General features: G+C 69.0%; 10 protein-coding genes. 5 read left to right on the top strand and 5 right to left on the bottom strand.

Annotated elements, in window-relative coordinates; translation table 11 throughout:
• Window positions 1-80 precede the first annotated feature (80 nt).
• The 4 genes from Q0Q47_RS09400 to Q0Q47_RS09385 form a co-directional block, all read right to left on the bottom strand.
• The gene (locus Q0Q47_RS09400; RefSeq protein WP_293857894.1) at window positions 81-1,613 is read right to left on the bottom strand and encodes a UxaA family hydrolase; all 1,533 of its coding nucleotides are present in this window, start codon (window positions 1,611-1,613) and stop codon (window positions 81-83) included.
• 276 nt (window positions 1,614-1,889) lie between these two features.
• The gene (locus Q0Q47_RS09395; RefSeq protein WP_293857891.1) at window positions 1,890-2,924 is read right to left on the bottom strand and encodes an ABC transporter permease; all 1,035 of its coding nucleotides are present in this window, start codon (window positions 2,922-2,924) and stop codon (window positions 1,890-1,892) included.
• A gap of 40 nt (window positions 2,925-2,964) precedes the next feature.
• Entirely contained in the window at window positions 2,965-4,488 is a 1,524-nt protein-coding gene (locus tag Q0Q47_RS09390; RefSeq protein WP_293857888.1) for a sugar ABC transporter ATP-binding protein, read from the bottom strand.
• A 105-nt stretch (window positions 4,489-4,593) separates the two neighbouring features.
• A complete protein-coding gene (locus Q0Q47_RS09385; protein WP_293857885.1) occupies window positions 4,594-5,556 on the bottom strand; it encodes an ABC transporter substrate-binding protein in 963 nt (320 codons plus the stop codon).
• Window positions 5,557-5,837: 281 nt separating this feature from the next.
• Between Q0Q47_RS09385 and Q0Q47_RS09380 the strand changes: the two genes are divergently transcribed.
• From Q0Q47_RS09380 to Q0Q47_RS09360, 5 genes are all read left to right on the top strand, one after another.
• Window positions 5,838-7,028, top strand: coding sequence for a fumarylacetoacetate hydrolase family protein (locus Q0Q47_RS09380; RefSeq protein ID WP_293857882.1), 1,191 nt, complete (start codon window positions 5,838-5,840; stop codon window positions 7,026-7,028).
• Window positions 7,029-7,066: 38 nt separating this feature from the next.
• Complete coding sequence (locus Q0Q47_RS09375) at window positions 7,067-8,515, top strand: aldehyde dehydrogenase family protein (RefSeq protein WP_293857879.1); 1,449 nt, start codon at window positions 7,067-7,069, stop codon at window positions 8,513-8,515.
• A gap of 132 nt (window positions 8,516-8,647) precedes the next feature.
• Window positions 8,648-8,992 (top strand): hypothetical protein, encoded by a 345-nt coding sequence (locus tag Q0Q47_RS09370; RefSeq protein WP_293857876.1) that lies wholly within the window; start codon window positions 8,648-8,650, stop codon window positions 8,990-8,992.
• Between the two features lie 138 nt (window positions 8,993-9,130).
• Window positions 9,131-9,520 (top strand): hypothetical protein, encoded by a 390-nt coding sequence (locus Q0Q47_RS09365; protein ID WP_293857874.1) that lies wholly within the window; start codon window positions 9,131-9,133, stop codon window positions 9,518-9,520.
• 69 nt (window positions 9,521-9,589) lie between these two features.
• The gene (locus Q0Q47_RS09360; protein WP_293857871.1) at window positions 9,590-10,057 is read left to right on the top strand and encodes a YbhB/YbcL family Raf kinase inhibitor-like protein; all 468 of its coding nucleotides are present in this window, start codon (window positions 9,590-9,592) and stop codon (window positions 10,055-10,057) included.
• A gap of 4 nt (window positions 10,058-10,061) precedes the next feature.
• On the opposite strand, the gene Q0Q47_RS09355 is transcribed toward Q0Q47_RS09360, so the two are convergent.
• Entirely contained in the window at window positions 10,062-12,293 is a 2,232-nt protein-coding gene (locus tag Q0Q47_RS09355; RefSeq protein ID WP_293858113.1) for a transglycosylase domain-containing protein, read from the bottom strand.
• Between the last annotated feature and the right edge of the window lie 105 nt (window positions 12,294-12,398).

The raw sequence follows: 12,398 nt of genomic DNA, 5'->3' as shown, positions 1-12,398 counted from the left end.
TGCCCGGGCCAAGCCCGGGCAGGACGACCGGAGAGTTGCGAGATGGAATGAGCTGAAAGGTCTCAGCTCAATCCATCACATCACATCGTCGCGCCGATCTGCCAGGGCACGAACTCGGCGTCGCCGTAGCCCAGGTCCTCGGACTTGGAGCGCTCGCCGGAGGCCACCGCCAACACCTTGGCGAAGATCTCCTTGCCCTTCTCCTCGATCGACACGCCGTCGAGGATGTCGCCGCAGTTGATGTCCATGTCGTCGATCATGCGGCGGTAGATCTCGCTGTTGGTGGCGAGCTTGATCGAGGGCGTCGGCTTGCAGCCATAGGCCGAACCGCGGCCCGTCGTGAAGGCGAGCACATTGGCCCCGCCGGCCACCTGGCCCGTCGCCGCCACGGGGTCGTAGCCGGGCGTGTCCATGTAGACGAAGCCCTTGGCGTCGACCGGCTCGGCGTAGTGGAAGACCCCTGACAGCGTGCGCGTGCCGCCCTTGGCGGCCGCGCCGAGCGACTTCTCGAGGATCGTGGTCAGGCCACCGAGCTTGTTGCCGGGAGACGGGTTGTTGTTCATCTCCATCTTGTTGCGGGCGGTGTAATCCTCCCACCACTCGATCATGGAGACGAGCTTCTCGCCGACTTCGCGCGTCGCGGCGCGGCGGGTGAGCAGGTGCTCGGCGCCGTAGATCTCGGGCGTCTCGGACAGGATCGCCGTGCCGCCGTGACGGACGAGCTCATCGACCGCGGCGCCCAGCGCCGGGTTGGCAGTGATGCCCGAATAGCCGTCCGAGCCGCCGCACTGCAGGGCCAGCATGAGTTCGGACGCCGGGCAGGTCTCGCGCTTCACGGCGTTGGCGATCGGCAGCATGTGCTTGATCGCCTCGACCCCGGCCGCCACCGTCTTCTTCGTGCCGCCCGTCTCCTGGATGGTCATGGTGCGGAAGGTGTCGCTCTCACCGACGCCGTAGGCCTCCTTCCAGCGCGGGATCTGGAAGCCCTCGCAGCCCAGCCCCACCATCACCACGCCGCCGACGTTCGGGTTCGTCGCATAGCCCCACTGGGTCCGCTTGAGAACCTCGTAGCCCTCGCCCTTCACGTCGAGGGCGCAGCCGCCGCCCTGCACGAGCGGGATGACGCCGTCGATGTTCGGATAGTCCCTCAGGATACCGGAGCGGTTGATCTCCTCGGCCATGAAGCGGGCGACCGTCGCCGAGCAGTTCACCGAGGTCAGGATGGCGATGTAGTTGCGCGTGCCGACCTTGCCATTGGCGCGGCGGAAGCCCTCGAACGTCGCCTGCAGTGCGACCGGCAGGATGTCCTCCTGCTTCGCATCCTCCGCGAAGCGGTAGTCGCGGGCGAAGGCATGCATCTCGACATTGTGCTCGTGCACCCAGTCACCGGGCGCGATGTCGGAGGATGCGAAGCCGATGATCTGGCCGAACTTGAGGATCGGCTGTCCCTTGGCGATCGGCTGCGTCGCCATCTTGTGACCGCGCGGCACGCGGGCCCGCGCCGTCACGCCCTCTACGACCGCCCCCTGCTCGATGGGATCGACCGACACCACCACGTTGTCGGCGGCGGCGAGGCGCACGGTGCGCGGAGCAGGACGGACGGGCGCATTCATGGGGTTTCTCCCGGAAACATCATTCTGGCCGCTTAGCGGCACGCGGCGCGCATCCTAGGAGCGCGCGCGGGGTCGTGGAAGTTATTTCGGGGTGGAGGGCCGCTCAGGCCAACAAATCGGCACCCAATCCCACCGTGCGTCCTGCCCGGGCTTGGCCCGGGCATCCACGACTTTGCCGGGCCCGCGCCGAAGTCGTGGGTGGCCGGGCCAAGCCCGGCCATGACGGGCGAGAGGTTGGCGGCGGCTGGACACCGAATGGACTTGGCCCTGCGCCCCTCAGCGCCGCTGCCGCCTCAGGCCGTCGAAGTAGACGATCAGGATGATCAGCCCGCCGGTGATGATGAACTGCCAGAAGGAGTTCACGTTCATCAGGTTGGCGCCGTTGCGGATGGTGGCCAGGATGAAGGCGCCGAGCAGGGGGCCCCAGACGCTGCCGATGGCGCCGAAGAGGCTGGTGCCGCCGATCACCGAGGCGGCGATGGCCTCGAGCTCGAAGCCGATGGCCTGGGTCGCGTTGCCCGTGCCGGTGCGCGAGGCCAGCATCACGCCGACGATGGCGGCGCACAGCGCCGAGAGGATGTAGGCCGTGGCCGTCACCGCCTGCACGTTTACGCCCGACAGGCGCGCGGCCTCGGCGTTGGAGCCCACCGCGTAGAGGTAACGGCCCCAGCGGCTCAGGTGCAGGTACACGAAGGCCGGCACCGCAACGATGATCACGACCATGAACAGGTTCGGGATCCCGAGGAATTCGCCGCGCGAGAAGCCCGTGAACACGTCGTTGGTGACGTTGATGGTCGAGCCGTTGGTCATCAACAGGCCGACGCCGCGCAGCGCGGTGAAGGTGGCGAGCGTGATGATGAAGGGCGGCAGGCCCATCTTGACGACGCCGAAGGCGTGGAAGGCGCCGATCGCCATGCCGAGCGCCAAAGCGGCGAAGATGCAGACCCACAGCGCGACGATGTTGGCGGCGTAGTCGGAGAAGCCGACTCCGGCGAGGCTCACCACGATGCCCGGCGCGACGCTCTGGATGAGCATGGCCACGACCACGGTGATGAAGCTCGCCACCGCGCCCACCGACAGGTCGATGCCGGCGGTGATGATCACGAAGGTCTGGCCCAGCGCCAGAATGGCGAAGATCGCGCCCTGGCGGGCCAGGTTGGACAGGTTGCCCGGCGTCGCGAAGGTCGTCGTCTTCCACGACAGGAACAGGAACATCGCCAGGAGCACGCCGATCAGCGTCAACCCGAGAAGCCGCGAGAATTCGAAGCGGGCCTTGGGTGCTCCGGCCATCGCGCTGGCGTTGTCGGTCATGGTCGGGGGTTCCTTCTGGGGCGGGACGGTCGCTCGGCGGTCAGATGCCGATCGCCTCTGTGAGGATCTGCTCGTGGCTCACGGCCTTGAAGCCGTGGGTGGCGACCTGGCGGCCGCCGCGGAAGACGTGGAGCTGGTCGGCGAGTTCGTAGACCTCGGGCAGGTAGGACGAGATCAGCAGGATGCCGGCGCCCTGCGACAGCAGACGGCCGAACAGCCGGTAGATCTCGGCCTTGGTGCCCACGTCCACGCCCACCGTCGGCTCGTCGAAGATGAAGAGCTTGGCGCCGTGGTTCAGCCACTTGCCGATGACGATCTTCTGCTGGTTGCCGCCCGAGAGGCTCAGCGCCAGCGCGTTGCGGCTCGCGGTCTTGATGCGCAGGTCGGCGATCTGCTTGTCGGCGGCCTGGCGCTCCTGCGCGGCCGAGATGGTGAGACCGCGCGTCAGGCGATCGAAGACCGGAAGGTTGATGTTGAGGCCGACGCCGAGGTTGAGGCAGAGGCCCTGGTCGCGTCGGCTCTCGGGCGCCAGCGCCATGCCGAGATCGATGGCCTGGCGCTCGCTGCGGATGTCGACGGGGCGCCCCTGCCACAACACCTCGCCCGCCGTGCGCGGCTGGCGGCCGTAGACCCCCATCACGAACTCGCTGCGCCCCGCACCGATGAGCCCGTAGAGGCCGACGATCTCGCCCTCGCGGATGGTCAGCGACACGTCGTCGAAGCCGGGCCCGCTCAGATGGCGCGCATCCAGGATCGGCGCGCCGATCGCGAAGGTCTCCTTGTGGTAGATCTGGTCGATCGACCGGTTGATCATCAGCGCGACGAGCTCGGCGTCGGTGGTCTCCGACACCTTGCGGGTGCCCACCAGCGTGCCGTCGCGCAGCACCGACACGCGGTCGGCGAGCTCGAAGATCTCCTCCATGCGGTGGGAGATGTAGACGATGGTGACGCCCTCGCTCTTCAGCCGCCGGATCAGCGCGAAAAGCTGCGCCGCCTCCTGGCGGGTGAGATAGGCAGTCGGCTCGTCGAAGATCAGGAACTGCGTGCCGCGGCTCGCGGCGCGGGCGGTGGCGATGAGCTGCTGCTGGCCGATGGTGAGGCTCGACAGCGGGACGCCGGCCGGCAGGTTGAAGCCCAGGTCGTCGATGATCTTCTGGGCCTCGCGCACCATGGCGCGGTCCTTCAGGAGCCCGCGCGAGGTGTGCTCGTCGCCGAGGAAGATGTTGGCGGCGACCGTGAGGTGCGGGCAGAGCACGACCTCCTGGTGGACCGCGTTGATGCCGAGCGCGATGGCCTCGTTGGGGGTCGAGAGGTCGGTCGCCTGACCCTTCCAGATCATCTCGCCGGAGGTGCGCGGCGTGACCCCGGTCAGCAGCTTGATGAGCGTGGACTTGCCGGCGCCGTTCTCGCCCACGATGGCGTGGACCTCGCCGGTCTCGAAGGCGAGATCGGCGGGCTTCAGGGCATGGGTGCCCGTGTAGCGCTTCTCCAGCCCGCGCAGCTCCAGGATCGGCACGGCGGCAGCCGGCCGGGCGACGGGGGCATGGGTCGCGGTCACGGTCATGGACGATCCGGGCGAAGACGCTGAAGCGGGAGGACCGGAAGCAGGCCGCTGGCCCGCTTCCGGCAATGCGTCGCAGGAGCTCGCGGGCGCCTGGCCCGCGACGCCTTACTTCACCTTCGGGTTCAGGAGTTCCTGAGCGCGGGGCTCGTTCATGTTGGCCTGCGTGATCAGGTTGGCGCCCGTGTCGACGAAGGCCTCGACCTTCTCGCCCTTCGAGGCGGCGAGCGCGGTCTTCACGCCGTCATAACCCATACGGAAGGGGTCCTGCACGACGGTGGCGGCCATCACGCCGTCCTTGATCGCCTTCACGAGCTTGTCGTCGCTGTCGAAGCCGACGAGCTTCACCTTGTCCTGGGCCTTGGACTCGGCGATCGCCTGGATCGCGCCCTGGGCCTGGATGAGGTTCGAGGCGAAGATGCCGCGCAGGTTCGGGAAGGCGGTCAACAGGTCGGTGGTGATGTTGAGGCCGCCGTTGGCCGTGCCGTCGGAGACCTTGTCGGCCACGAGCTTGATGCCCGGATACTTGGCCGCGAGCTGCTCCTTGAAGCCCTTGGCGCGCTCGTCGAGCGAGCCGACGCCCGGCAGATGCGTGACCAGCGCGACTTCGCCCTCGGCCTTGCCGTACTTGGCGGTGATCGCGGCGGCGAGACCGTCGGCGGCAATGCGGCCGCCCTGGACGTTGTCGGTGGTGAGGAACGAGGTGAAGGCCTTGGAATCAGCGGCCGAGTCGATGCCGACGATCTTGACCGACTTGGCGGCCTCGTCGATGGGCTTGCCGAGAGCGGCGCGCTGCGTCGGCGAGATCACGATGGCCGCGGGCTTGGAGGACACGGCGTTCTCGAGGATGGCGATCTGGCCGTTGATGTCGGCCTCGGACTGGGCGCCGAGCTCGGGCACCTTCACGCCGAGGTCCTGGCCGGCCTTGCGGGCGCCGGCGAGAACGATCTGCCAGTAGAACGACGTCGTGTCCTTGACGATGAGGGGGATGGTCGGCTGCTGGGCAGCGGCAGGCTGGGCGAAGATCGCGGACGCGGCAAGGAGTCCGGCAATGAGCCAGGTCTTCTTCATGGTTTCCTCCGGCGGCGCGGTGTCCGCGCCATCTGAATTGATTGAAATCACGCCGAGGCATGGCAGCCCTGCGTCGTGTGCACGATAGAACGACGGTTTCGCCCGAGGCAATGCTCGGATGAAATATATCAGCTGAAGCTTTGCCAACCCTGCGACGACGGACGTTTCGCTTTCTGACGTGCGCACCTCATCCGCCCTCGCCGCAGGGGATTGGCGGTGCTAGAAGAAGCGCGGCCGCGCCTGCGAGGCGCCGGTCGAAGAATGCCCATGGGAGGGCCGCCGTGACCCGTATTTCGCTCGATCCCGCAACGACCTTGCCGCAGGACGGCGCCGCCGGTGCCTTGGCCGGACGCGTCTGGCGCCCGGATGCCTCCGGACCGTCCGTGGTGGCGATCCGCGGCTCCGCCGGTGGCGTCAGGGTCCTCGACGTCTCCCGGCACTTCGCGACGATGCGCGACTTGTGCGAATGCCCGGATCCGGCGAAGGCCCTGGCGGAGGCGGACGGCGAGGACATCGGCTCGCTCGCCGACATCCTGTCCAACACGCCTCCCGACAGCCGCGACGAGGGCAAGCCCTGGCTGCTCTCGCCCGTCGACCTCCAGGCGGTGAAGGCGGCCGGCGTCACCTTCGCGATCTCGATGCTGGAGCGCGTCATCGAGGAGCGCGCCCGGGGCGACTACACCGCTGCCGCCGCGATCCGCCAGGAGATCACGGCGCTCGTGGGCGACGACCTGTCCAAGCTGAAGCCCGGTTCGCCCGAGGCGATGAAGCTGAAGGAGGTCCTGATCTCGCAGGGGGCGTGGAGCCAGTATCTCGAGGTGGGCATCGGCCCCGACGCCGAGATCTTCACCAAGGCTCCCGCGATGGCCAGCGTCGGCACCGGCGCGGATGCCGGGATCCATCCCGTCTCGACGTGGAACAATCCCGAGCCCGAGGTGGTCCTGGTCGTGGCCTCCACCGGCACCATCGTCGGCGCGACGCTCGGCAACGACGTCAACCTGCGCGACGTGGAGGGCCGCTCGGCGCTCCTGCTGGGCAAGGCCAAGGACAACAATGCGTCGGCGACGCTGGGGCCGTTCCTGCGCTTTTTCGACGCGACCTTCACGCTCGACGCGCTGCGCCGGGCCGAGTTGACCCTGACGGTGCAGGGGCCGGAAGGCTACGTGCTGAAGGGCTCCTCCAGCCTGTCCAAGATCAGCCGCGACTTCACCGACCTCGCGAGCCAGATGCTGGGCCGCCATCACCAGTATCCGGACGGCGCCGTCCTCTACACGGGCACGCTGTTCGCCCCCATCGACGATCGCGACGCGCCCGGCAAGGGCTTCACGCACAAGGTCGGCGACATCGTCACCATCGCCGCGCCCGCGCTCGGCAGCCTCGTCAACCGCATCAGGCTCTCGACCGAATGCCCGCCCTGGACGTTCGGAACGTCGCACCTGATGCGCAACCTCGCCCGCCGCGGCCTCATCTGATAAAGCCGCGCCACGTCACCGAAACCGGAAAGTCCGCCATGTCCGAACTGTTCAAGAACCTGATCGCCGGCGAGTGGGTCGAGGGCGCCTCGACCAACGCCAACATCAACCCGTCCAACACGGGCGACGTGGTCGGCACCTATGCGCGCGCCTCCAAGGCGCAGGCCGAGCAGGCGATCGCCGCCGCCAAGGCCGCCTTCCCGGCCTGGTCGCGCACCACGCCGCAGGAGCGCTACGAGATCCTGAAGAAGGCCTCGGACGAGATCCTGGCCCGCAAGGAGGAACTCGGCCGCCTGCTGTCGCGCGAAGAGGGCAAGACGCTGCCGGAAGGCATCGGCGAGGCGACCCGCGCCGGCCAGATCTTCGCCTTCTTCGCCGGCGAGTGCCTGCGGCTGGCAGGTGAGAAGCTCGCCTCGGTGCGTCCGGGCGTCGAGGTCGACATGACCCGCGAGCCGGTCGGCGTCGTGGGCATGATCACGCCCTGGAACTTCCCGATCGCCATTCCGGCCTGGAAGATCGCCCCGGCGCTCGCCTACGGCAACACGGTGGTGTTCAAGCCGGCCGACCTGGTGCCCGGCTCGGCCTGGGCGCTCGTCGACATCATCCACCGCGCCGGCTGCCCGAAGGGCGTGCTGAACCTCGTCATGGGCCGCGGCGCCGACGTGGGCCAGACGATCCTGGAGCACAAGGACGTCACGGCGATCACCTTCACGGGCTCGGTCTCGACCGGCCGCAAGGTGGCGGCGACGGCCGTGGCCTCCATGCCGATGAAGAAGATCCAGCTCGAGATGGGCGGCAAGAACCCGCTCGTGGTGCTGGACGACGCCGACCTCAAGGTCGCGGTCGAGACCGCGGTCAACGGCGCCTACTTCTCCACCGGCCAGCGCTGCACGGCCTCCTCGCGCCTGATCGTCACGGCCGGCATCCACGACAAGTTCGTCGAGGCCGTCGCCGAGCGGCTCAAGGGCCTCGTCATCGACGATGCGCTGAAGGCCGGCACGCATATCGGCCCGGTCGTCGACCAGAGCCAGCTCGACCAGGACCTGAAATACGTCGCCATCGCCAAGGACGAGGGCGGCAAGCTCTTCTGGGGCGGCGAGCTCCTGAACCGCGAGACGCCCGGCTTCTACATGCAGCCGGCGCTGATCACCGAGACCACCAACAGCATGCGCATCTCCCGCGAGGAGGTGTTCGGCCCGGTCGCCAACGTGATCCGCGTCAAGGACTACGACGAGGCGCTGGCCGTGGCCAACGACACCGAGTTCGGCCTGTCGTCCGGCATCTGCACCACGAGCCTGAAGTATGCCACGCACTTCAAGCGCAACAGCGAGGCGGGCATGGTGATGGTCAACCTGCCGACGGCGGGCGTCGACTACCACGTCCCGTTCGGCGGCCGTAAGGGCTCCAGCTACGGCCCGCGCGAGCAGGGTGCCTATGCCCGCGAGTTCTACACGACGGTGAAGACCGCCTACACCTTCGCCGGGTAAGGCCTGACTGCTGCGTCCTTCGGCCAGCCGCCTGTGGCGGCTGCCCAGGATGAGGACCTTTGTTGTTCTTGAAACACCATGATTTTCCTCATCCTGAGCTGGCCGCGCAGCGGCCGTGTCGAAGGACGCACCATGCCTAGACGACCAACGCTCCCGATCTCGCTGCCAGGGGTTGTGGCCACGGGCCTCCTGGCTGCAGCGTTGCTGGCCGCAGCACCGTCGGCTCCCGCGGCCGCTGCCCAGAACTGCATCCAGACCTACGACCGCAAGGGCAACGTCACCGGCCGCTACTGCAGCGACGGTCCGGCCGACACCTCCGAGCCGGTCGAGCAGGTCGTCCCGTCGGGGTCCGGCGCAGGCGGGGCCGGCGGCAGGCGGGCCACCGTCCAGCGCGTCAATCCGGGCCTGCCCGACGGTGTCGACATCAAGTGCGGCGGCAAGGGGCAGCGCTGCCGGGGAACGTTCTTCCTGCGCTGAGCGCCCCGCAATCGTGAATAATGGATGAACGATCGCGTCGGACGCCGTTCAGCCAGCCTCCGTTAGAACGCTGACCAGACAGAGAAAGCGCCGGGCACCGCCGCGACGCTCCTGCCGGAAGCAATCGGGAGAGCAAACATGATCCGCGTTTCGAAGCTTGGTCGCGCCGCTGCCGCCCTCGTGGTCGGCGCGTCGCTGGTCGCCACCACCCTGCCGGCCGAGGCCGGCTGGCGCCACGGTTATGGTGGCTACGGCGGGTATGGCGGCTACCCTGCCTATGGCGGAGGCTACGGCTATCGCCAGAGCGCCTACCCCGCCTATGGCTACGGGTACAAGCGGCACCGCAACAACAATGCGGGCCTGGCCATCGCCGCCGGCGTGATCGGCGCCCTGGCCCTGGGCGCCATCGCGTCCCAGTCGCACGCCGCGCCGGCCTACGGCTACGGCGCCCCGTGCCGCGTCGAGACCCGGAAGGTCTACGACGCCTGGGGCTATCCGCACTGGCAGCAGGTGCAGGCCTGCTACTGATCGGGAACCCGCATTCGGCGCGGGCGTTGCGGTGGACGACGGTTGTCTCGTCCACCGCGGGAGCCCGCCATGGCCTTCTACATCACGAGCCCCCTGTTCACGAACGGACAGGCGATCCCGCAGCGCTTCGCCCGCGGCGGCGAGAACGTCTCGCCCCCGCTGGTCTGGTCGGGCGCGCCTCCCGGAACACGCAGCTTCGTGCTGCTCATGGAAGACGCCATGGGGCCTTGGCCCTATTGGGCCGCCCACGGCATCACCGGCGAGCGCCTGCCCGAGAACGCGGGCGCCGCGTCGGGCCCTCTCCGGCATGGCGTGAACCGCTACGGCAACGCCTGTTATGACGGGCCGGAGCCTCCGCCGGACGAGGTCTTCCACCCCTACCGTTTCCGCCTCGGCGCGCTGCGCAGCGAGAGGCTCGACGTCCCAGACGCGATCCCCGCCTTCGAGCTCTGGGCGGCGGCCGAGCCGCACATGCTCGGCGAGTGCGACCTGATCGGCCTTTATTCCAGGCTGGATCCGACCGCCCAGGTGCGCTGAAGCCTCAGCCCCCGAACATCCTGTCGAAGAGGTTGCGCTGCTGTTGCTGCTGCGCCGCCGGCGCCTGGCGCTGAGGTGCGGGGCCCGCCCCTGGGATCGAGCCCGGCGGGCGCGGAATGTCGTCGTTGGCGGCCGCGCGCCGGGGCGCGGGCACGGGCGCGGGAGGCATCGGCTGTGCGGCCTGTTGCTGCTGCTGGGCCGGGCCCAGCACGAGCGGGCCGCTGCCGACGGCGCGCGGCGGAGGCTGCGGCGCGGGCGTTCCGAACCAGCCGCTCGAGGGAGCGGCCGCCACGGGCACTCCCCCGCCGGCATCCGGCAAGGGCCCCTGCGGCGACGGGGCCACGTCGGCGGGCGGAACGGCGCGCCAGTTGCTGCCGGCGCCCGGCAGCGGAATGGCAGGCTGCCCCGCCAGGGCCGATCTCATGAACCGGCTCCACACCTCGGTCGGCAGGTTCGACCCCGAGACCTTCTTCGTGGACGACCCGTCGTCGTTGCCCATCCATACGCCCGTCACGAGCGAGCCGGTGAAGCCCACGAACCAGGCGTCGCGGTAGTCCTGGCTGGTCCCCGTCTTGCCGGCGGCTTCCCAGCCGGGCAACTCGGCCTTGCGGGCGGTGCCCGTCACCAGCGTCTCGCGCAGCATCGCGTCCATCATGGCGACGCTGGCCGGGTCGACGACCCGGCCGAGACCCGTGCCGGTGCGGGCATAGACCAGCTCGCCGCCGCTCGTCTTCACCTGGCGGATGACGTAGGGCATCACGCCGATGCCGCCATTGGCGAACGGCGCATAGGCGGCCACCAGTTCGAGCGGCGTCACCTCGCTGGTGCCGAGCGCGATCGAGGCGTTGGGCTCGAGCTTCGACTGGATGCCGAGGCGCTGCGCGGTCTTCACGATCTGCTTCGGTCCGACCTCGACCGCCAGCTTCACCGCGACGGTGTTGATGGACAGCGCCAGGGCCTGGCGCAGCGTCACCGGGCCGCGATAGTCGCGCGACGAGTTTTCCGGCTGCCAGCCCTTGATGTTGACCGGCGAGTCGTCGCGCACCGTATCGGGCGTGAGCCCCTTCTCGACCGCGGTCAGGTAGACGAACGGCTTGAAGGCGGAGCCCGGCTGGCGTTTCGCGGCGGTGGCGCGGTTGAACTGGCTCTCGGTGTAGCTGCGGCCGCCGACCAGCGCGCGCACCGCCCCGTCCGGCTGCATCGACACCAGCGCTCCCTGCGAGACACCGAACTTGTCGCCCTTCTGCGCGAGTTCGTCGACGAGCGCCCGCTCGGCCGCCGCCTGCATCTGGGGATCGATGGTGGTCGAGACGACGATGTCCTTGTCGATGCTGCCGATGAAATCGTCGAGGACGTCCATGACGTAGTCGGCCGCATAGTTGACCGAGCCGGCGCCACCGGCCTTCACCGGCGCGGCGGGGTTCATCATGGCGATCTTGGCCATCTGGTCGGAGATGAAGCCCTCGCGGGCCATGGCGCTGAGCACCAGCATCGCGCGGGCCTGCGCCGCCTCGGGATTGCGGTTGGGAGCGAGCCGCGAGGGAGCCTGGACGAGGCCCGCGAGGACGGCCGCCTCGGACAGCGTCACCGAGCGCGCCGTCTTGCCGAAGTAGCGTTGCGCGGCGGCCTCGACGCCATAGGCGCCCGAGCCGAAATAGACCCGGTTGAGGTACAGCTCGAGGATCTGGTCCTTGCTGTAGTTGCGCTCCAGCCAGGCGGAGAGGATGGCCTCCTGGATCTTGCGGGAGGCCGTGCGCTCCTGGGTCAGGAACAGGTTCTTGGCGAGCTGCTGCGTCAGCGTCGACCCGCCCTGCATGACCCCGCCGGTGCGGGTGACGTTGCGGAACAGGGCGCGGGCGATGCCGACGGGGTCGATGCCGATGTGATCGTAGAAGCGGCGGTCCTCGATGGCGACGAACGCCTTCGGCAGATAGGGCGGCAGCTCCTTCAACGTCACCGTGCGCCCGCCCGTCTCACCGCGGTTGGCGAGCAGGGAGCCGTCGGCGGCGAGGATGGCGATGTTGGGCGGCCTCTTGGGCACGGCGAGCTGGTCGATCGGGGGCAGCTTCGACGCGTGGTAGACGATGAGGCCGACGACGCCGATGAGCATCCAGAGCCCCGCGACGGCGCTCCAGTAGACGAGATGCCCGAGGATGGTGCGGCGCTTGCCAGCCTTTCGGCTCCGGCCGCGGCCTGAGGCTCCTTGCTCGGCGCTGTGGCGGGCCCTGGCGGGCATCGACGTATCCTCTTCCTGGTCCTGCGGCTCGGGCGTCGGCTCGGCCCTCGGCCGCCTGCGGACCAGGGCGATCGGATCCTCCGCCGGCGTCACGACCGGCGCGAA

Origin of the sequence: uncultured Alsobacter sp. (assembly GCF_945952055.1) — a bacterium.
Lineage (GTDB): Bacteria > Pseudomonadota > Alphaproteobacteria > Rhizobiales > Beijerinckiaceae > Alsobacter.
Note: the sequence above shows the minus strand (reverse complement) of the source record. Positions and strands in the feature narration are given on the sequence as shown.